The organism is Agrococcus sp. TSP3-2-1 (assembly GCF_049897585.1).
GTDB lineage: Bacteria > Actinomycetota > Actinomycetes > Actinomycetales > Microbacteriaceae > Agrococcus.
Genome location: NZ_JAFCWN010000005.1, coordinates 47,031 through 65,468 on the forward strand (window position 1 = coordinate 47,031; position 18,438 = coordinate 65,468).

At 71.4% G+C, this 18,438-nt stretch carries 16 protein-coding genes and 2 tRNA genes; 17 read left to right on the plus strand and 1 reads right to left on the minus strand.

The window, feature by feature from the left end; all coding sequences use genetic code 11:
* Window positions 1–27: 27 nt before the first annotated feature.
* The 16 genes from gnd (at window position 28) to ACP7BI_RS08565 (ending at window position 17,078) form a co-directional block, all read left to right on the plus strand.
* Window positions 28–912: a phosphogluconate dehydrogenase (NAD(+)-dependent, decarboxylating) gene (gnd, locus tag ACP7BI_RS08490; RefSeq protein WP_425845094.1), complete on the plus strand. Its 885-nt coding sequence runs from the start codon at window positions 28–30 to the stop codon at window positions 910–912.
* Window positions 913–2,004 (plus strand): DNA replication/repair protein RecF, encoded by a 1,092-nt coding sequence (gene recF / locus ACP7BI_RS08495; protein ID WP_425845097.1) that lies wholly within the window; start codon window positions 913–915, stop codon window positions 2,002–2,004. It begins immediately after the preceding gene.
* A complete protein-coding gene (locus ACP7BI_RS08500) occupies window positions 1,997–2,491 on the plus strand; it encodes a DUF721 domain-containing protein (protein ID WP_425845099.1) in 495 nt (164 codons plus the stop codon). The genes recF and ACP7BI_RS08500 overlap by 8 nt, the downstream gene beginning before the upstream one ends.
* A gap of 71 nt (window positions 2,492–2,562) precedes the next feature.
* Complete coding sequence (locus ACP7BI_RS08505) at window positions 2,563–3,261, plus strand: FadR/GntR family transcriptional regulator (RefSeq protein WP_425845101.1); 699 nt, start codon at window positions 2,563–2,565, stop codon at window positions 3,259–3,261.
* A gap of 100 nt (window positions 3,262–3,361) precedes the next feature.
* On the plus strand, window positions 3,362–4,762 hold the full coding sequence (locus tag ACP7BI_RS08510; protein ID WP_425845102.1) for a four-carbon acid sugar kinase family protein: 1,401 nt from the start codon (window positions 3,362–3,364) through the stop codon (window positions 4,760–4,762).
* 64 nt (window positions 4,763–4,826) lie between these two features.
* A complete protein-coding gene (locus tag ACP7BI_RS08515; protein ID WP_211447108.1) occupies window positions 4,827–5,726 on the plus strand; it encodes an NAD(P)-dependent oxidoreductase in 900 nt (299 codons plus the stop codon).
* Entirely contained in the window at window positions 5,726–7,156 is a 1,431-nt protein-coding gene (locus tag ACP7BI_RS08520) for a GntP family transporter (RefSeq protein ID WP_425845104.1), read from the plus strand. The genes ACP7BI_RS08515 and ACP7BI_RS08520 overlap by 1 nt, the downstream gene beginning before the upstream one ends.
* 275 nt (window positions 7,157–7,431) lie before the next feature.
* Window positions 7,432–9,471: a DNA topoisomerase (ATP-hydrolyzing) subunit B gene (gyrB, locus tag ACP7BI_RS08525; protein WP_425845106.1), complete on the plus strand. Its 2,040-nt coding sequence runs from the start codon at window positions 7,432–7,434 to the stop codon at window positions 9,469–9,471.
* A gap of 100 nt (window positions 9,472–9,571) precedes the next feature.
* Window positions 9,572–12,235 (plus strand): DNA gyrase subunit A, encoded by a 2,664-nt coding sequence (gene gyrA / locus ACP7BI_RS08530; protein ID WP_425845107.1) that lies wholly within the window; start codon window positions 9,572–9,574, stop codon window positions 12,233–12,235.
* Window positions 12,232–12,639, plus strand: a complete 408-nt coding sequence (locus ACP7BI_RS08535) for a DUF3566 domain-containing protein (RefSeq protein ID WP_021010613.1) — start codon at window positions 12,232–12,234, stop codon at window positions 12,637–12,639. Before gyrA ends, ACP7BI_RS08535 begins: the two co-directional genes overlap by 4 nt.
* A 62-nt stretch (window positions 12,640–12,701) precedes the next feature.
* Window positions 12,702–12,778 (plus strand) — tRNA-Ile (locus ACP7BI_RS08540).
* Window positions 12,779–12,810: 32 nt separating this feature from the next.
* Window positions 12,811–12,886 (plus strand) — tRNA-Ala (locus ACP7BI_RS08545).
* A 191-nt stretch (window positions 12,887–13,077) separates the two neighbouring features.
* Complete coding sequence (locus ACP7BI_RS08550; RefSeq protein ID WP_425845109.1) at window positions 13,078–14,469, plus strand: threonine/serine ThrE exporter family protein; 1,392 nt, start codon at window positions 13,078–13,080, stop codon at window positions 14,467–14,469.
* A gap of 94 nt (window positions 14,470–14,563) precedes the next feature.
* Window positions 14,564–16,420 (plus strand): BCCT family transporter, encoded by a 1,857-nt coding sequence (locus ACP7BI_RS08555; protein WP_425845110.1) that lies wholly within the window; start codon window positions 14,564–14,566, stop codon window positions 16,418–16,420.
* A gap of 34 nt (window positions 16,421–16,454) precedes the next feature.
* A complete protein-coding gene (locus ACP7BI_RS08560) occupies window positions 16,455–16,889 on the plus strand; it encodes an NUDIX hydrolase (RefSeq protein ID WP_425845112.1) in 435 nt (144 codons plus the stop codon).
* 3 nt (window positions 16,890–16,892) lie between these two features.
* Window positions 16,893–17,078, plus strand: a complete 186-nt coding sequence (locus tag ACP7BI_RS08565) for a hypothetical protein (RefSeq protein ID WP_021010618.1) — start codon at window positions 16,893–16,895, stop codon at window positions 17,076–17,078.
* Window positions 17,079–17,156: 78 nt separating this feature from the next.
* On the opposite strand, the gene ACP7BI_RS08570 is transcribed toward ACP7BI_RS08565, so the two are convergent.
* Window positions 17,157–17,753, minus strand: a complete 597-nt coding sequence (locus ACP7BI_RS08570) for a hypothetical protein (RefSeq protein WP_425845114.1) — start codon at window positions 17,751–17,753, stop codon at window positions 17,157–17,159.
* Window positions 17,754–17,894: 141 nt separating this feature from the next.
* On the opposite strand from ACP7BI_RS08570, the gene ACP7BI_RS08575 reads away from it, so the two are divergent.
* The gene (locus tag ACP7BI_RS08575; protein ID WP_425845115.1) at window positions 17,895–18,434 is read left to right on the plus strand and encodes a peptidylprolyl isomerase; all 540 of its coding nucleotides are present in this window, start codon (window positions 17,895–17,897) and stop codon (window positions 18,432–18,434) included.
* The last annotated feature ends 4 nt before the right edge of the window (window positions 18,435–18,438 follow it).

The following is an 18,438-nucleotide window of genomic DNA, read 5'->3' on the forward strand; positions in this document are numbered from 1 at the left end:
ACCCCGACCCCGAGACGAGGAGCCATCATGACCCACATCGGACTCATCGGGCTCGGACGGATGGGCGGCAACATGCGCACGCGCCTCCGCGCGTCGGGCGTGGAGGTCACCGGCTACGACCACAACCCCGAGGTGACCGACGTCGCGAGCGTCGACGCGCTCATCGAGGCGCTCCCGACGCCGCGCGTCGTGTGGGTGATGGTGCCGGCCGGCGCGATCACGGATGCGGTGATCACCGAGCTCGCGGCGAAGCTCTCCGAGGGCGACCTCGTCATCGACGGCGGCAACACGCGCTTCACCGAGGACGACCGGCACGCGGCGATGCTCGCCGAGCGCGGCATCCGCTTCGTCGACGTCGGCGTCTCCGGCGGGATCTGGGGGCTCGAGAACGGCTACGGCCTCATGGTCGGCGGCGAGCGAGCGGACGTCGAGGAGCTCATGCCGGTGTTCGACGCGCTGCGGCCCGAGGGTCCGCGCGAGGAGGGCTTCGTGCACGCGGGCCCGATCGGCGCCGGCCACTACGTGAAGATGGTGCACAACGGCATCGAGTACGGCCTGATGCAGGCCTACGCCGAGGGCTTCGAGCTGCTCGAGCGCGCCGAGCGCGTGCACGACGTCGCCGGCAGCTTCCGAGCGTGGCAGCGCGGCACCGTCGTGCGCTCGTGGTTGCTCGACCTCATGGTGCGCGCGCTCGACGAGGACGCCGATCTCTCGGAGATCGAGGGCTACGTCGACGACTCGGGCGAGGGCCGCTGGACGGTCGAGGAGGCGATCGCGAACGCGGTGCCGATGCCGGCGATCTCGGCGTCGCTCTTCGCCCGCTTCGAGTCGCGCCAGGACGACAGCCCCGCGATGAAGGCCGTCGCCGCGCTCCGCAACCAGTTCGGCGGCCACTCCATCAAGAAGGCCTAGGTGCGGGTCAGCCGACTCGCCCTCATCGACTTCCGCAACTACCGCGCCGCGGACGTCGAGCTCGTCGACGGCGCGAACCTGCTCGTCGGCCGCAACGGCCAGGGCAAGACCAACATGGTCGAGTCGCTCGTCTGGATCGCGACCGGCTCGAGCCACCGGGTGCCGAACGACTTCGCGCTCATCCGCGCGGGGGAGGAGCGGGCGATCGTGCGCTGCACGGTCACGAACGACGCGCGCAGCTTCCAGCTCGACGTCGAGCTCAACGCGCGCGGCGCCAACCGCGCGCAGGCCAACGGCCAGCCCGTGCGCATCCGCGACCTGCCGCGCTACCTGCAGGCGGTGCTGTTCAGCCCCGAGGACCTGCAGCTCGTGCGCGCCGACCCCGGCGGCCGGCGCCGGTTCCTCGACGAGCTCTCGGTCATGCGCGCGCCTCGCCTCGCGGGCGTGCACAGCGATCTCGACCGCGTGCTCAAGCAGCGCAACTCGCTGCTCAAGAGCGCTCGCGCCGCGCGCTTGCGACCCGACGACCTCACGACGCTCGAGGTGTGGGACGGCCGGCTCGTCGAGCTCGGGCTCGAGGTCATGCGCACGAGGCGCGCCCTCGTCGCCGACCTCGCGCCGCATGTCGACGCCGCCTACCGGCTCGTCGCGGGCGACGAGCACGATGCCCACATCGAGCTGACGACGAACGTGCCCGACTCGGCCGAGGCGTTCCACGCGATCCTCGCCGAGCGACGCCGGGACGAGCTCGATCGCGGCGTGAGCCTCGTCGGGCCCCACCGCGACGACCTCGAGCTGCAGCTCAACGACCTGCTCGCGCGGCACTACGCGAGCCACGGCGAGTCGTGGTCCTTCGCGCTCGCGCTCCGGCTCGGCTCCGCCGAGCTGTTGCGCGACGGCTCGGGCGGCGACCCCGTCATGATCCTCGACGACGTGTTCGCCGAGCTCGATGCCGGTCGTCGGCAGCGGCTCGCCGAGGCCGCGGGCCGGTTCGAGCAAGTGCTCATCACGGCCGCGGTCGAGGAGGACGTGCCCGATGCGCTCCGCCACCACCGCATCCGCATCGATCGCGGGGAGGTGCTGGATGCGTGAGCTCGCCGCGACCGAGTCCGAACGGGTGTGGCTGCGACTCAAGGCCAAGTTCGGCGACCCGGAGAAGGTCACGCGCGACGGACGCCGACGCTCCCGTCGCGACCCCGACGCATCCGTGCCGTTCGGGAAGGGCCGCGATCCGCGCGCCCTCGGCGATGTGCTCGGCGGCTTCGCCGAGGACCGCGGCTGGACGACGACGCTCGCGCGCGCCGACGTCATGGCGCACTGGCCGGAGCTCGTCGGCGCCGAGAACGCCGATCGCACCGAGCCCATCGCGTTCGAGGACGGGGTGCTGACGGTGCGGTGCGCGTCGACCGCGTGGACGCAGCAGATGCGCATCCTGCGCGCGGAGACCACGACGCGCATCATCGCCCGCTTCCCCGAGTGCGGGCTCGAGTCGGTGCGCTTCATCGGCCCCGACCTGCCGAGCTTCAACCGCGGGCGCCGCTCGGTGCCGGGACGCGGGCCGCGCGACACCTGGGGCTGACCGACGGGGTTGGACGAGGGGCGCCGGAAGCGCGGCTAGGGTGTCAGATACCCAGGTCTCGAGGAGGAGCCATGCCCAGGCCATCGCGCACGCACGACGCGGTCGAGCGGCTGCTCGACGCCATCATCGAAGGCCGAGTGACCGCCGGCGAGCAGCTGCCGCCCGAGGGGCAGCTCGCCGTCGAGTTCGGCATCTCGCGCCTGACGATGCGCGAGGCGGTGCGCTTGCTCCAGGCGCAGGGCGTCATCGTGCAGGTGCCCGGCAGCCGGCACCTCATCGCACCGGTGTCGGAGTGGACGGGCATGGATGCCGTGGTGCGGCACGCTCGGAGCGCGGGCCAGCGCAGGCAGTCGTCGCTCGAGCTGCTCGAGGTGCGCATGATGATCGAGACCGGCGCGGCCGAGCTCGCGGCCGAGCGGCGCTCCGACGAGCACCTCTCGGCGCTCGAGGACTCGCTGGCTCGCATGCGGCACCACCACGACGCGACGGACGTCGACGCGTTCGTGCAGGCCGACCTCGAGTTCCACGACGTCGTCATCCGCGCGGCCGACAACCGCATCCTGGTCGCGGCGCTGCGGCCGCTCACGTCGATGCTCGCCGAGACGCGGGGCGAGACGAGCGCGGTCGCCGAGATCCGAGCCCACGCCATCGAGCAGCACCAGGCGGTGCTCGACGCGATCCGCTCGGGCGTGCCGATCGCCGCGCGCGACGCGATGGCGAGCCACATGCGGCAGACGCGCGACGATCTCGTGGCGCTCGTGCGCGACTGATCCCGCGAGATGGGCTTGACAGCCTGACGTGCGTGATCGATGATATCTGACATCAGATTCGTGCGTCGCCTGCGCGGATCCCGCGGACAAGGGAGTTCTCGTGCACCTCGACGGCCTGCTGGCAGCCTTGCCCGCCCCGCTCGACATCTCGGCGGCCGAGGTCGCCGCCGCTCGCATCCGCGATCTCGTCCTCATCGTGCTCGACGACGACCCGACCGGCACGCAGTCCGTCGCCGACCTCCCGGTGCTCACGCGCTGGGAGGCAGAGGACCTCGACTGGGCGCTCTCCCAGGACGCCGCCGCCGTCTACGTGCTCACGAATTCGCGCTCGCTCGACGAGCAGCAGGCCGCCGCTCGCAACCTCGCGGTCGTCGAGGTCGCCCTCGCCGCCGCCGCGCGCGCCGGAAAGCGCGTCTCGTTCGTGAGCCGCGGCGACTCGACGCTGCGCGGCCACTTCCCGCTCGAGACCGATGTGCTGCGCGACGCGATCGCAGCGCGCGGCCAGGCCCCGCGGCTGACGATGCTCATCCCCGCCTTCCCCGACGCGGGCCGGATCACGGTCGACTCGGTGCACTACTGGGTCGTCGACGGCGAGGCGACGCCCGTCGGCGAGACGGCGTTCGCGCGGGACGCGACCTTCGGCTTCCGGTCCTCCGACCTGCGCGACTGGGTCGCGGAGAAGACCGATGGCCGCATCGCGCGCGACGAGGTCGCCGCCCTCACGATCGACGTGATCCGCGCCGGCACGGATGCGGTCACCTCGTTCCTGCGCGAGCTCGCCCCCGGCACGGTCGTCGCCGTCGACGTGGTCGACGAGCACGACATGCGCCAGCTCGCGCTCGCGCTCCACGCGCTCGACCGCGAGGGCATCGACGCGCTCCTGCGCATCGGGCCGCCCTACGTGCGAGCCCACATCGGGCAGGAGATCGCCGTGCCGGTCACCCCCGACGAGATCGCGGTCCGGCACGAGCGCGGCGGCCTCGTCGTCGTCGGCAGCCACGTGCCGCTCACGACCGCGCAGCTCGATTCCCTCCGCGCCGACCGCCCCGACACCGCGACCGTCGAGCTCGACGTGCGCGCGCTCATCGACGACCGGCGCGAGGCGCATCTGACGGAGCAAGCGGATGCGATGGCTCGCGCGATCGCGTCGGGCACCGTCATCGTCCACACGAGCCGCGAGCTCGTCACCGGCCGAGGCGGGGCGGAGAGCCTCGAGATCGCGCGGCGCGTCTCCGCCGGGCTCGTCGAGCTCGTCGCGCGCGTGCTCGAGCTCGCCCCGCCTCGCTTCGTGATCGCGAAGGGCGGCATCACCTCGAGCGACGTCGCGACCGAGGCGCTGCGCATCCGCCGCGCGCTCGTCGTCGGCCCGATGCTCCCGGGCATCGTCTCGCTCTGGCAGCCGCAGTCCGGGCCCGCCGAGGGCATCCCCTTCGTCGTCTTCGCCGGCAACGTCGGCGACACCGACTCCCTCGCGCGCGTCGTCCGCACGCTCGCCGATTGACCCGAGGCTGCGCCGGCGCGAGCCGGCCGGCATCACGCATCCACCCGCACAGATAGGAACAGCCATGACCAGCACCGTCGCCGTCATCGGCCTCGGCGCCATGGGACTCCCCATGGCGACGCGGCTCGCCGCGCGCTTCGACGTCCGCGGATTCGACATCGCGGCCGAGCGCCTGCACCTCGCCGAGCAGCAGGGCGTCGTGCCCGCCGCCTCGGCCGCCGCCGCCGTCGCGGGTGCCGACGCCGTCCTCGTCGCCGTGCGCACCGGCGAGCAGCTGCGCGAGCTGCTCTTCGGTGAGACGGGGCTCGCCGAGCACCTCGCCGACGGCGCCGTCGTCATCCTCACGAGCACGGTCGGCACCGACGGCATCGCCGACATCGCCGATCGGCTCGCCGCCTCCGGCGCCCACCTCGTCGACGCGCCGCTCTCGGGTGGCCCCGTGCGGGCGGGCGAGGGCGACCTCCTCATCGTCGTCGGCGCCGAGCCCGCCGCGCTCGAGACCGCGCGGCCCGTGCTCGAGCAGCTCGCCTCGACCCTCTCGATCGTCGGCGACAAGCCCGGCGACGGGCAGGCGCTCAAGACGGTCAACCAGCTGCTGTGCGGCGTGCACATCGCCGCCGCCGCCGAGGCGCTCGCCCTCGCCGACGCGCTCGGGCTCGACCGCGAGCGCACCCTCGAGGCGCTCTCCGCCGGCGCCGCGAGCTCCTTCATGCTCGGCAACCGCGGCCCGCGCGCGCTGCAGGCCTACGACGAGGACGGCGCCGAGGTGCTCAGCCGGCTCGACATCTTCGTGAAGGACCTCGGCATCGTCGGCGCCGCAGCGCGAGCGCACCACCTCGCGGCCCCCGTCGCCGCCGCCGCCGAGCAGCTCTTCCTGCTCGGCGAGGCGCAGGGCCTCGGCCACCTCGACGACTCCGCGGTCATCCGCGTCGTCGCCCCGACGCTGCGCGGGGAGGCGAGCTGATGGAGTACCCCCTCGGCGTGCTGATCGCCATCGGCCTCGGCGGCATCGGGCTCCTGCTGCTGCTCATCATCCGCTTCAAGGTGCAGGCGTTCTACGCGTTGCTGCTCACCTCGATCGTCGTGGGCATCGTCGCGGGGCTGCCGCTCACGACGATCCCCGCGACCGACGACGCACCCGAGCGGCTCGGCGTCATCCAGGCGATCATCGCCGGCGTCGGCGGCACGCTCGGCTCGGTCGCCGTGCTCGTCGCGCTCGGCTCGATGCTCGGCAAGATCATCGAGATCTCCGGCGGCGCCGAGTCGCTCGCCGGGAAGTTCACGGGCTGGCTCGGCCCCAAGCGAGTGGCCGTGGCGCTCACCGCGGCGGCGGGCGTCCTCGCGATCCCCGTCTTCTTCGACGCGGGCTTCATCATCCTCATCCCGATCATCTACGCCTTCTCGAAGGCGGCGGGGCTCAGCCCGATGAAGTTCGGCCTCCCGATCGCGGGCATCATGCTCGCCGTGCACGTCGCGGTGCCCCCGCACCCCGGCATCGTCGGCGGCGCCACGATCCTCGGCGCCGACATCGGCTGGGTGACGATCCTCTCGCTCGGCATCTCCATCCCGCTCGCCTTCGCCTCCTACGTCGTCGCGAAGCGCATGAACCGGCGCGAGTTCGCGATGCTCCCGGCGACGAAGGCGATGTTCGACTCCTTCGGCACCGAGGCCGACACCGTCGGCGGCGGCAGCTCGCTCGCCGAGGGGGAGAAGGCGCCGAGCGCCTGGACGATCCTCGCGATCATCATCCTGCCGCTCGCGCTCATCATGGTGGGCACGACGATCGCGCCCACGATGGAGGTCGGCAGCTTCTGGCACGGCTTCCTCTCGATGATCGGCCAGCCGATCTTCGCCCTCATGGTCGCGATCGGCGTCGCGATGATCGCGCTCGGCGTGCGCCGCGGCTGGTCGGCGAGCCACCTCGGCGAGGTCATGGAGTCCGCGCTCCCGGCGGCCGCGGTCATCATCCTCGTCACCGGTGCGGGCGGCGCCTTCGGCCGCATCCTCACCGAGACCGGCATCGGCGGCGCGGTCGCCGATGTCATGGCGGCCTCCGGCATGCCGGTGCTCCTGCTCGGCTTCCTCATCTCGCTCATCATGCGCGCCGCGCAGGGCTCGGCGACGGTCGCGATCACGACCGCCTCGGGACTCCTCATCCCTGCCGTCGCGGGGCTCGGGCTCGGCCCGATCCACCTCGCGCTCTTCGCGGTCGCGATCGGCTACGGCGCGCTCGGGCTCAGCCACGTGAACGACTCGGGCTTCTGGATCGTCACGCGCTACCTCGGCCTCTCGGTGAAGGACGGGCTGCGCACGTGGACCGTGCTGACGACCGTCCTCGGCGTGCTCGGCTTCCTCCTCACCGCGGCGCTCTGGATCCTCATCCCCATGGGCTGAGGCTCCACGGCGGATGCCCTTCGGCGGCCCGAGACCGACAGGTCCTGGGCCGCTCCCCCTTTCCAGGCGGGTGTCCACCCCCGTTCGCGACCGGCCCTGCAAGCCCGCTCCGAGCGTCCAGGGCCGCAGAACCCGCTTTCAGGGGACTGTTCTCTCGCGGCGCACCGCGATCGTCCACCAGAGGCGCGCGTTGACGAGCCTTCCTCGCGCATCCGGGGTAGAATCGGAGGGTTGCGCCGCCGCATGGCGGTCGCGCGAGACGGACCGGGAGAAGCATGGCGAACGAGCACGAGACGCAGCCCGACGACCAGACGGCGAAGCCGTCGCAGCCTCCCACCCAGGGCGACTACGGCGCCGATCAGATCCAGATCCTCGAGGGCCTCGAGGCGGTGCGCAAGCGCCCGGGCATGTACATCGGCTCGACGGGCCCGCGCGGCCTCCACCACCTCGTCTACGAGATCGTCGACAACGCGGTCGACGAGGCGCTCGCCGGCCACTGCGACAGCATCGACGTCGTGATCCTGCCCGACGGCGGCGTGCGCGTCACCGACAACGGCCGCGGCATCCCCGTCGATCCCCACTCCTCCGACCCCTCGAAGTCGACCGTCGAGGTCGTGCTCACCGTGCTCCACGCGGGCGGCAAGTTCGGCGGCGGGGGCTACGCGGTCTCGGGCGGCCTGCACGGCGTCGGCTCCTCGGTCGTGAACGCGCTCTCGACGCGCCTCGAGGTCGAGATCAAGCGCCAGGGTCGAGTGCACCGGCAGTCGTTCCGCGTCGGCGAGCCCGAGGGGCCGCTCGTCTCGGGTGAGGCGACCGACGAGACCGGCACGACGCTGACCTTCTGGCCGAGCCCCGACATCTTCGAGACGGTGGAGTTCGACTACGAGACGCTCGCGAAGCGCTTCCAGCAGATGGCGTTCCTCAACAAGGGGCTGCGCATCGCGATCGAGGACCGCCGCCCCGAGGCGCTCATCGAGCCCGACGCCGACGAGGAGGGCACCGAGCCGCGGCAGCGCTCCGACGAGTACCTCTACGAGCAGGGCCTCAAGGACTACGTCGCCTACCTCAACGAGTCGAAGAAGGCCGAGGCGGTGCACCCCGAGATCATCGACTTCGAGTCGGAGGACACCGAGCGGCGCATCTCGGTCGAGATCGCGATGCAGTGGACGACCTCCTACCAGGAGGGCGTCTACACCTACGCGAACACGATCAACACGCACGAGGGCGGCACGCACGAGGAGGGCTTCCGCGCGGCGCTCACCACACTCGTGAACAAGTACGCGCGCCAGTCGAACCTGCTCAAGGAGAAGGACGAGAACCTCTCCGGCGACGACGTGCGCGAGGGGCTCACGGCCATCGTCTCCGTCAAGCTCGGCGAGCCGCAGTTCGAGGGCCAGACGAAGACGAAGCTCGGCAACACCGAGGCGAAGTCGTTCGTGCAGCGCGTCACCGGCGAGGAGCTCGGCCACTGGTTCGAGTCGAACCCGGCGATGGCGAAGGAGATCGTGCGCAAGGCGATCGGCGCCGCGACCGCCCGCATCGCCGCGCGGAAGGCGCGCGAGCAGACCCGCCGCAAGGGGCTCCTCGAGTCGGGCGGCATGCCCGGCAAGCTCAAGGACTGCCAGTCGAAGGACCCGGCGATCTCGGAGATCTTCCTCGTCGAGGGCAACTCAGCAGGCGGCTCGGCCGTGCAGGGCCGCAACCCCTACACGCAAGCGATCCTGCCGCTGCGCGGCAAGGTGCTCAACGTCGAGAAGGCTCGCCTCGACCGCGCGCTCGGCAACGCCGAGATCCAGTCGATGATCACCGCCTTCGGCGCGGGCCTCGGCGAGGACTTCGACCCGGCAAGGGCGAGGTACCACAAGATCGTGCTCATGGCGGATGCCGACGTCGACGGGCAGCACATCACGACGCTGCTGCTCACGCTGCTGTTCCGCTACATGCGGCCGCTCATCGACATGGGCTACGTCTACCTCGCCGCCCCGCCGCTCTACAAGATCAAGTGGACGAACGCCGACCACGAGTACGCGTACAGCGACCGCGAGCGCGACGCGATGATCGCCGACGGGCAGGCGAGCGGCAAGCGCATGCCGAAGGACAACGGCGTGCAGCGCTACAAGGGCCTCGGCGAGATGAACTACAGCGAGCTGTGGGAGACGACGATGGATCCCGAGACGCGCACGCTCAAGCAGGTGACGCTCGACGACGCCGCCGTGGCCGACGCGATCTTCTCGACCCTCATGGGCGAGGACGTCGAGGCCCGCCGATCCTTCATCCAGAAGAACGCGCGCGACGTGCGCTTCCTGGACATTTGAGTCCGAAGCGCTCAATGCGACGCAGTCGTGTTGAGCGCGAAGGACTCAAGGTCGAGTCGCCGGCGAAGCCGGCGTACCGAGACCCGGACCGAGAGAGACGATGACTGACGAGACCACCCCCGCGGAGCCCTTCGACCGCGACGCCCCGAACCACGGCACGATCGAGCAGGTCGACCTCCAGCTCGAGATGCAGCGCTCCTACCTCGACTACGCGATGAGCGTCATCGTCGGGCGAGCCCTCCCGGAGGTGCGCGACGGCCTCAAGCCCGTGCACCGCCGCGTCATCTACGCGATGTACGACGGCGGCTACCGGCCCGACAAGGCGTTCTCGAAGTGCTCGCGCGTCGTCGGCGACGTCATGGGGCAGTACCACCCGCACGGCGACACGGCGATCTACGACACCCTCGTGCGCCTCGTGCAGCCGTGGAGCCTGCGCTACCCGCTCGCGCTCGGCCAGGGCAACTTCGGCTCCGCCGGCGACGACGAGGCGGCCGCCCCGCGGTACACCGAGACGAAGATGTCGCAGCTCGCCATGGAGATGGTGCGCGACATCGACGAGGACACCGTCGACTTCCAGGACAACTACGACGGCCGGACGCAGGAGCCGTCGGTGCTGCCGGCGCGCTTCCCCAACCTGCTCGTCAACGGCTCGGTCGGCATCGCGGTCGGCATGGCCACGAACATCCCGCCGCACAACCTCCGCGAGGTCGCCGACGGCGCGATCTGGCACCTCGAGCACCCGGAGGCGTCGAAGGAGGAGCTGCTCGCGGCCCTCATGGAGCGCATCAAGGGCCCCGACTTCCCGACCGGCGCGCAGATCCTCGGCACGAAGGGCATCGAGGAGGCGTACCGCACCGGTCGCGGGTCGATCACGATGCGGGCGGTCGTCACGGTCGAGGAGATCCAGGGCCGCACGGCCCTCGTCATCACCGAGCTGCCGTACCAGGTGAACCCCGACCGGCTCGCGGTGCGCATCGCCGACCTCGTGAAGGACGGCAAGCTGCAGGGCATCGCGAACATCGAGGACCAGACCTCGGGTCGCACGGGTCAGCGCCTCGTGATCACGCTCAAGCGCGACGCGGTCGCGAAGGTCGTGCTCAACAACCTCTACAAGCAGACGCAGCTGCAGGAGAACTTCGGCGCGAACATGCTCGCGATCGTCGACGGCGTGCCGCGCACGCTCTCGCTCGACGGCTTCATCGGGCACTGGGCCGACCACCAGGTCGAGGTCATCGTCCGCCGCACCCAGTTCCGCCTCGCGCGCGAAGAGGACCGGATGCACATCCTCGAGGGCTACCTCAAGGCCCTCGACGCCCTCGACGAGGTCATCGCGCTCATCCGCCGCTCGCCGACGCCCGACGATGCTCGCACGGGGCTCATGGAGCTGCTCTCGGTCGACGAGAAGCAGGCGAACGCGATCCTCGAGCTCCAGCTGCGCCGGCTCGCGGCGCTCGAGCGGCAGAAGATCCAGGACCAGGCCGAGGAGCTCCGCCGACTCATCGCCGACTACAAGGACATCCTCGCGAAGCCCGACCGCCAGCGGCAGATCATCGTCGACGAGCTGCGCGAGATCGTGGCGCGGCACGGCGACGACCGCCGCACCGAGATCATGCACGGCTACGGCGGCGACGTCTCGATGGAGGACCTCATCCCCGAGGAGCAGGTCGTGATGAGCCTCACGACCGGCGGCTACATCAAGCGCACGCGCATCGACCAGTACCGCGCGCAGCATCGCGGCGGCAAGGGCGTGCGCGGCGCGCAGCTGCGCAGCGACGACATCGTCGAGCACTTCGGCGTCACCTCGACGCACGACTGGCTGCTGTTCTTCACGAACTTCGGCCGCGTCTACCGCATGAAGGCGTACGAGATCGCCGAGGCCGGCCGCGACGCGAAGGGTCAGCACGTCGCGAACCTGCTCGCCTTCCAGCCCGACGAGCGCGTGCAGACCGTGCTGCAGCTGCGCCGCTACGACCAGGCCGACTACCTCGTGCTCGCCACGCAGCAGGGCCAGGTCAAGAAGACGCGGCTCGAGCTGTTCGACACCAACCGCTCCGGCGGCATCATCGCGATCAACCTCGCGCCCGACGACCGGGTCATCTCGGCGATGCTCGCGAACTCCGACGATGAGATCCTCGTGATCAGCAAGCGGGGCCGTGCGGCGCGCTTCGCGGCGACCGATGAGGCGCTGCGCCCCATGGGCCGCGCGACCGGCGGCGTGCGCGGCATCCGCCTCAAGCACGGCGACGAGGCGCTCGCGGCGATGGTCATCGGCGATGACGGCTACGTCTTCGTCGTGACGGAGCAGGGCTTCGGCAAGAAGACGCCGGTCTCCGACTACCCGTCGAAGGGCCGCGGCACGCAGGGCGTGCTCACGTTCTCGTCGGGCGACCACGACCGCGGGGCGCTCGTCGGTGCGACGATCGTGCACGACGGCGACGAGCTGCTGCTCATCCGCAGCTCCGGCAAGGTCATCCGCTCGAGCGTCGACGAGGTCCGCGCGACCGGCCGCACCACGATGGGGGTGCAGTTCGCCGAGAAGTCGACGACCGACCTCGTGATCTCGATCGCGCGCAACGTGGAGGACGCGGTCGAGGAAGCCGTCGAGGAGGCCGCCGCCGAGCCGGCCACGTCACCCGCGCAGGATGCGCAGACCGGCGTCGCCCAGGTCGCGATCGCGGAGGCGGAGGACGCTATCGTTGACGCCACGGACTCGGCCGATGCCGATTCGACCGACGACGAGCCCACCGAGGAGACCGACGCATGAGCATCGCCGAGAAGCTCCAGAGCAAGACGCCTCGGCGCAGCGGCTCGAGCAAGCAGGTGAGGCTGCGCCTCGTGCACATCGACTTCTGGTCCGCCATGAAGGTCTCGGCGGTGCTCGGGCTCGTGCTCGGCATCGTCCAGGTCGTCGTGGTGTTCGTGATGTGGAGCCTGCTGCAGGTCGTCGGGCTGTTCGGCAAGGTCGACGAGGTGATGCGCGACATCCTCGCCGACCCGGAGTTCGCCATCACGTCGCTGCTGTCGCTGCCGCAGGTGATGATGTTCACGCTGCTCGTCGCGGTGCTGAACTTCGTCGTCATCACCGTCCTCGGCGCGGTCATCGCCGTGCTGTACAACCTCTCGGTGCGACTGACGGGCGGCCTGCAGGTCGGCTTCGCCAACCAGTAGGCCGATCCGGCGCCGTGGTCGAGAGCACGCCGGCGCAGGTGGTAGCATCGATGATTGTGCTCGGGGCTATAGCTCAGGCGGTTAGAGCGCTTCGCTGATAACGAAGAGGTCCCTGGTTCGAGTCCAGGTAGCCCCACCACGCACAACTCCCACGGCCGGCCCGCCGGCCACGGGGCCTTAGCTCAGTTGGTAGAGCGCCTGCTTTGCAAGCAGGATGTCGGGAGTTCGATTCTCCCAGGCTCCACCACTGGTCCCCGAGACCGCGCGCGATGAGCGCGCTCGCCACGGACTCCGCGCGCACCGCGACCGACTCCGGCATCGGCCGCGCGACGGCCGTCGCCCTCGCCGAACTCGAACGTCGAGACCGACGCCTGGCGCGGGGGCTGAGCAGCCCCCGGCATCCCTGCCGGCCTCCCGGCGGATGGGAGGATGAGAGGGATGGACGGACGGCAGGACTGGCGGCAGCGCATCGCGCGCGCGATCCGCACCGACCCCGCCTCACGCGCGATGACGGAGGCGCTCCTCACGATCGACGAGGTGCACGCGCGGAAGGTCATCGACCTCGCGATGCGCATCGCCGAGGCGCTCCTGACGGTCGGCGCCTCGGCGAACGACGTGACGCTCGCGACGACGCGCGTCGCCGCCGCGCTCGGCATCCGCCCCGTGCACGTCGACGTGACGTACAACTCGATCGGCGTCTCGTACCACCGGGGCCACGACGACCTGCCCATCACCCTCATCCGGGTCGTGCGGGCGCCCGTGCCGGACCACGCGAAGCTCCAGCGGCTGCAGGCGCTCGTCGTCGAGATCGAGGGCGGGCTCGACCTCGAGCACGCGCGCGCCCGCTTCGACGCCATCCGCCGCACGCCCTTCCTCTACCGGCCGACGTTCGTCGTGCTCGCGCAGGGGATGCTCGCGGTCGGCGTCACCGTGCTCTTCGGCGCTTCGTGGATCATCGGTCTCATCGCCTTCCTCGCGTCGTGCGCGGCGGCGGTCGCGCAGCGCGGCATGGCGAGGCTGCGCCTGCCGTTCTTCTTCTCGCAGATCGTCGGCGCGCTCGTCGTCACGGCGGCCGCGACCGCGACGAGCGCGCTCGCGAGGCTCGAGGTGCCGCTGCTCGCCGACGTGCGGCCCTCGATCATCATCGCCGCCGGCATCGTGCTCATGCTCGCGGGGCTCTCGGTCGTCGGCGCCGCCCAGGACGCGATCGACGGCTTCTCGCTCACCGCTGGTGGACGCATCCTCGACCTCGTGCTCTCGACCCTCGGGGTCGTGATCGGCATCCTCGGCGGGCTCTCGCTCGCCCGCACGCTCGGGCTGGGCTTCGCCGTCACGAGCGAGGTGCCAGCGCTCGGCTCGCTGCCGCTGCAGATGACCGGCGCGGTCATCATCGCGATCTCGGTCGCGATCATGAACGGCGCCCGTCTCCGCACGACGCTCGTGAGCGCCGTGCTCGGCGGGCTCGCCTGGATCGGATTCACGATCGGCTCTGGCGCCGGAGCGGGCACGCCGGTGGCGAGCGGGATCGGCGCGCTCGTCGCGAGCCTCATCGGCATCATCATCGGGCACCGCCTGCACGTCCCGTCCATCGCGGTGACGACCGCCGCGATCGTGCCGCTCGTGCCGGGCTACGCGGTCTTCCGCGGGCTGCTGCAGCTCGTCGAGTCCGACGGCTCGGCCGCGAGCCTCGTGCTCGGGGTCGCGACGCTCATCGGCGCCGGCGCGGTCGGCCTCGCGCTCGCATCGGGCGCCTCGCTCGGGCTCTTCCTCGGTGCCCCGCTGCGCGATTCGGTCGAGAGCAGGATGCGCGGGCGCGCTCGCCCTCGCTGACGCGCGGCCCTCACGTCGCACCCAGCGGGCGGGACTAGCGTTGCGGCGTCACGGACGCGCGTCCCGCGCGTCGACCTGCAGCAGTGGAGGACGCATGGGCGAGCCCGAGACGGTCGGCGCAGGCTCCGGGAGGCGCCCCTGGCAGCCCCGCCGGAAGCCGCTGCATCCCGCGCTCGACGTGCCGCCGCAAGCCGGCGGCGGCCCCGAGCGCCGTCCGATCGACCGCGTCGTGTTCGGCGTCGTCGCGGCGGTCGCCCTCGCGTTCGTGATCTGGGGCGCCGTCGGCACCGAGTCGCTCGCGACGGCGTCCTCCGCCGGCCTCGACTGGGTGGTCGGGAGCACCGGCTGGCTCTTCGCGCTCGCCGCCTCCGGATTCGTCATCTTCGTGATCTGGATCGCCGCGAGCCGCTTCGGGCGCATCCCGCTCGGGGATGACGGCGAGGAGCCGGAGTTCAGCACCGTCTCCTGGATCGCGATGATGTTCTCCGCCGGGATGGGCATCGGGCTGGTCTTCTTCGGCGTCACCGAGCCGGTGAGCCACCTCGTGGCGCCCCCGCCCGGCACCGGCGGCGGCGATGAGGCCCAAGCCGTGCGCACCGCCATGGCCACGACGATGTTCCACTGGTCGCTGCACCCGTGGGCCATCTACTCCGTCGTCGGGCTCGCGCTCGCCTACAGCGTCTTCCGGAAGCGCCGCGCGCTCACGGTCTCCGCGGCCTTCACGAGCCTCCTCGGCTCCCGCACCGTCGAGGGTCCCATCGGTCGCGCGATCGACATCTTCGCGATCTTCGCGACGCTCTTCGGCTCGGCGACGTCGCTCGGCCTCGGCGCGCTCCAGATCGGCTCGGGGATCGAGATCGTCGCGGGACTCGGCGAAGTGGGCAACGGGCTGCTCGTCGCCGTGATCGCGGTGCTGACGCTCGCCTTCGTCCTCTCCGCCGTCTCGGGCATCTCCCGCGGCATCAAGTGGCTCTCGAACACCAACATGGTGCTCGCGGGGATCCTCGCGCTCTTCGTCTTCGTCGTCGGACCCACCGTCTTCATCCTCAACCTGCTGCCGACCACGATCGGCGGCTACGCCGAGCAGCTCGCGGTCATGTCGGCGCGCACCGAGGCGGCCGGCGGCGCGGAGGTCGCGGCCTGGCTCTCGGGCTGGACGATCTTCTACTGGGCATGGTGGGTCAGCTGGACGCCGTTCGTCGGCATGTTCATCGCGCGCATCTCGCGCGGCCGCACGATCCGCCAGTTCGTCACCGGCGTGCTCGTCGCGCCCACGCTCGTCTCGCTCGTCTGGTTCGCGATCTTCGGCGGGCTCGGCATCGACCTCGAGCTCGACGGCACCGACCTCGGCAGCAGCGGCACGCCGGAGTCGACGCTGTTCCAGGCGCTCGCGGAGCTGCCGCTCGCGCAGATCTCGTCGATCGTCGTCATGGTGCTCGTGGCGATCTTCTTCATCTCCGGCGCCGATGCCGCCTCGGTCGTGATGGGCACGCTCTCGCACCGCGGCTCGCTGCAGCCCTCGCGCGCGACCGTCATCTTCTGGGGGATCGCGACGGGCGCCGTCGCGGCGATCATGCTGCTGCTGGGCGGCGAGGACGCCCTCACGGGCCTCCAGCAGGTCACGGTCATCGCCGCCCTCCCGTTCGTCGTCGTGATGATCGGGCTCGCGGCGGCGCTCGCGAAGGACCTCGCGCTCGATCCCATGGTCGTGCGGCGCCGGTATGCCGTCGCGGCGGTCGAGCAGGCGATCGTCGCGGGCGTCACGGAGCACGGCGACGACTTCCAGCTCACCGTCGAGCAGACCGCGCCGGGGGAGGGCGTCGGCGAGCTCGTCCCGACGCAGTCCGTCGACCCGACGCTCGCTCCCGCCGACGAGCACCGGCCCGACGAGCACTGGCGCCAGCTCCCGGCGAGCGACGGCGACGGCGAGGAGCGGCCGCCGGCGCGCTGAGGATCCGCCGGGAGAGGCACCGTAGGATGGCCGGATGCGCATGCGAGTGGCCGCCTACGCCCTGATCACGAGGGGCGACGGTGACGAGCGCGAGATCCTGCTGCCGCACTGGAACGAGGGCGACATGGCCGGGTGGACGCTGCCGGGAGGCGGTGTGGAGCCCGGCGAGCATCCCGCGGACGGCGCCGTCCGCGAGGTGCGCGAGGAGACCGGCTACGAGGTGCGGCTCACGAGCCTGCTCGGCGTCGACTCCGCCGTCCTCCCCACGACCGCGCGCGGCGACGAGATGCAGGCCTTGCGCATCCTCTACCGCGCCGAGATTACCGGCGGCGAGCTCGCGATCGAGGTCGACGGCACGACCGACGACGTCGCGTGGCACCGGCTCGCCGACGTGCCGGCGCTGCGCCACGTGCACGCGGTCGACTGGGCGATCCGGCACATCGACGACCACGGCTCGCCGCTCCGCTGACCCATGCATCCCCTCATCGTCCTCGGCATCGGCCTCATGGTCGTCTCGTGCGTCATCAGCGGCATCGACTCCGTGCGCACCATGCGCCAGGGTCGCGAGCCCGAGCGACGCATCCGCTCGTTCATGCTCGCGGCCGGCATGCTCGTGCTCGGTGGCATCCTCGTCGCGATCGGTGCCGCGCTGTCCTGACCGGCATGACCGAGGCCTGCTCCGCGCACGACGAAGGGCCCCCGCGGACGGGGGCCCTTCGCTCGGGGCTCAGACGGCTCAGGCCTGGGGGGCGCCGGCCTCGGGGCCGTCGGCGATCCCGCCGGACGGCTGGTCGAACGGACGCGCGGGCGCGTCGACCGCGGTGTCCTCGGCGTCGGGGATCCACAGGTCGTCGTCGGCACGCAGGGTCTGCCACGCGGCGTACGCGGCGCTCACGACGGCGACCGAGCCGACGCCGATGAGGATCCACTGCCAGGCGTTCGGGCCCGACTTCGCGGGCTGCGGGGCGAGGTCGGGCACGGTCGCGTAGCGGCGGACGTTCTCGATCGCGCTCTGCACGCGCTCGTCCTTGCCGACGGATGCGAGGGCGGCGACGGAGCCGAGCCCGGTCGCGAGGGCGGGCACGACGCTCGCGTTCCAGCCGCGGGCGGCCTTCGAGAGCCGGTCGAGGCCGGCCTCCTTGCCGCGGTGCACGACGCGCTCGGCGGCGGGGCGGAGCGTCTCGGCGCCGTAGGCGCGAGCCTGCTCGCGAGCCTCGCGGGCGAGCGCTGCCGCGTGGTAGTTCACCGCGCGCTGCTCGGCCATGAGCTTGTCGGCCTGCTTGCGGAGCTTCTTGACCTGCTTCGCGCGCTTGCGCGTCAGTTCGAGCGACATGTCTGTCCTTCCGTCGTGGAGCCTGCGCGTCATCCTTGCAGGTTTTCCTGGACGCGTCACCCACGCTGCGACGGTTTCGCTGTCGCCGAAATCGAGGCCGGCCGAGCGCTCCCGCCAAGCCCGCTGTGGGAGGATCGGGCCATGGCTCATCACACCGCTGTCGCGACCATCCGCACGAATCTCGGCGAGATCAAGGTCAACCTCCTCGGCGACCACGCCCCCAAGACCGTGCAGAACTTCGTCGAGCTCGCCACCGGCGAGCGCGAGTGGACGCACCCCGCCACCGGCAAGACCTCGACCGACCCGCTCTACGACGGCGTCGTCTTCCACCGCATCATCCCCGACTTCATGATCCAGGGCGGCGACCCGCTCGGCCAGGGCGTCGGCGGCCCCGGCTACCAGTTCGACGACGAGATCCACCCCGACCTCGACTTCAACGCGCCCTACGTGCTCGCGATGGCGAACGCCGGCAAGATCGCGGGCCGCGGCACGAACGGCTCGCAGTTCTTCATCACGACCGTCGCGACCCCGTGGCTGCAGGGCAAGCACACGATCTTCGGGCTCGTCGAGGACGAGGCGTCGCGCGGCGTCGTCGACGCGATCCAGGCGGTCGCGACCGACGGCCGCGATCGCCCGCTCGAGGACGTCGTGATCGAGACGATCGAGATCGCGGAGGCCTGACCCG

Bases quoted from the DNA above. Each gene is read 5' to 3' on its own strand.
- ACP7BI_RS08535 (WP_021010613.1), top strand. From the start codon at position 12,232: ATGAGCATCGCCGAGAAGCTCCAGAGCAAGACGCCTCGGCGCAGCGGC.
- ACP7BI_RS08515 (WP_211447108.1), top strand. From the start codon at position 4,827: ATGACCAGCACCGTCGCCGTCATCGGCCTCGGCGCCATGGGACTCCCC.
- gyrA (WP_425845107.1), top strand. From the start codon at position 9,572: ATGACTGACGAGACCACCCCCGCGGAGCCCTTCGACCGCGACGCCCCG.
- ACP7BI_RS08575 (WP_425845115.1), top strand. From the start codon at position 17,895: ATGGCTCATCACACCGCTGTCGCGACCATCCGCACGAATCTCGGCGAG.
- ACP7BI_RS08555 (WP_425845110.1), top strand. From the start codon at position 14,564: ATGGGCGAGCCCGAGACGGTCGGCGCAGGCTCCGGGAGGCGCCCCTGG.
- ACP7BI_RS08505 (WP_425845101.1), top strand. From the start codon at position 2,563: ATGCCCAGGCCATCGCGCACGCACGACGCGGTCGAGCGGCTGCTCGAC.
- ACP7BI_RS08500 (WP_425845099.1), top strand. From the start codon at position 1,997: ATGCGTGAGCTCGCCGCGACCGAGTCCGAACGGGTGTGGCTGCGACTC.
- gyrB (WP_425845106.1), top strand. From the start codon at position 7,432: ATGGCGAACGAGCACGAGACGCAGCCCGACGACCAGACGGCGAAGCCG.
- ACP7BI_RS08570 (WP_425845114.1), bottom strand. From the start codon at position 17,753: ATGTCGCTCGAACTGACGCGCAAGCGCGCGAAGCAGGTCAAGAAGCTC.
- ACP7BI_RS08550 (WP_425845109.1), top strand. From the start codon at position 13,078: ATGGACGGACGGCAGGACTGGCGGCAGCGCATCGCGCGCGCGATCCGC.
- ACP7BI_RS08520 (WP_425845104.1), top strand. From the start codon at position 5,726: ATGGAGTACCCCCTCGGCGTGCTGATCGCCATCGGCCTCGGCGGCATC.
- gnd (WP_425845094.1), top strand. From the start codon at position 28: ATGACCCACATCGGACTCATCGGGCTCGGACGGATGGGCGGCAACATG.
- ACP7BI_RS08560 (WP_425845112.1), top strand. From the start codon at position 16,455: ATGCGCATGCGAGTGGCCGCCTACGCCCTGATCACGAGGGGCGACGGT.
- ACP7BI_RS08565 (WP_021010618.1), top strand. From the start codon at position 16,893: ATGCATCCCCTCATCGTCCTCGGCATCGGCCTCATGGTCGTCTCGTGC.